1 protein-coding gene is annotated in these 1,002 nt (G+C 60.0%); it reads left to right on the top strand.

Going from position 1 to position 1,002, the window contains the following annotated elements; genetic code table 11:
• The coding region (gene tuf / locus NF616_RS21155; protein WP_252275737.1) for an elongation factor Tu at positions 1-999 on the top strand (999 nt) is incomplete at its 5' end.
• Positions 1,000-1,002 lie beyond the last annotated feature (3 nt).

The raw sequence follows: 1,002 nt of genomic DNA, 5'->3' as shown, positions 1-1,002 counted from the left end.
GCTCACGTTGAGTACGATTCGTCCGTACGTCACTACGCGCACGTTGACTGCCCGGGTCACGCCGACTACGTGAAGAACATGATCACCGGTGCTGCCCAGATGGACGGCGCTATCCTGGTTTGCTCCGCTGCCGACGGCCCGATGCCGCAGACTCGTGAGCACATCCTGCTGTCCCGCCAGGTAGGTGTTCCTTACATCGTCGTGTTCCTGAACAAGGCCGACATGGTTGACGACGCCGAGCTGCTGGAACTGGTCGAGATGGAAGTTCGCGACCTGCTGTCGACCTACGACTTCCCGGGCGACGACACTCCGATCATCATCGGTTCCGCTCTGATGGCTCTGAACGGCCAAGATGACAACGAAATGGGTACCACCGCTGTTAAGAAGCTGGTTGAGACCCTGGACGTCTACATCCCTGAGCCGGTTCGCGCCATCGACATGCCGTTCCTGATGCCGATCGAAGACGTGTTCTCGATCTCCGGTCGCGGCACCGTGGTAACTGGTCGTGTTGAGCGCGGTATCGTCCGCATTCAGGAAGAGATCGAGATCGTCGGTCTGCGTCCGACCACCAAGACCACCTGCACCGGCGTGGAAATGTTCCGCAAGCTGCTCGACGAAGGTCGTGCCGGCGAGAACTGCGGCGTGCTGCTGCGCGGCACCAAGCGTGATGAAGTCGAGCGTGGTCAGGTTCTGGCCAAGCCGGGCACCATCAAGCCGCACACCAAGTTCGAAGCTGAGGTGTACGTACTGTCCAAGGAAGAAGGTGGTCGTCACACCCCGTTCTTCAAGGGCTACCGTCCGCAGTTCTACTTCCGTACCACCGACGTGACCGGTTCATGCGAGCTGCCGGAAGGCGTTGAGATGGTAATGCCGGGCGACAACATCAAGATGGTTGTCACCCTGATCAAGCCGATCGCCATGGACGACGGCCTGCGTTTCGCAATTCGCGAAGGCGGCCGTACCGTTGGTGCCGGCGTGGTTGCCAAGGTCATCGAGTAATCG

The sequence above is a fragment of the Pseudomonas subflava genome (assembly GCF_023823685.1).
Taxonomy (GTDB): Bacteria; Pseudomonadota; Gammaproteobacteria; order Pseudomonadales; family Pseudomonadaceae; genus Aquipseudomonas; species Aquipseudomonas subflava.
The sequence above is the reverse complement of the archived record's forward strand: the minus strand, read 5'-3'. Positions and strand labels throughout refer to the sequence as shown.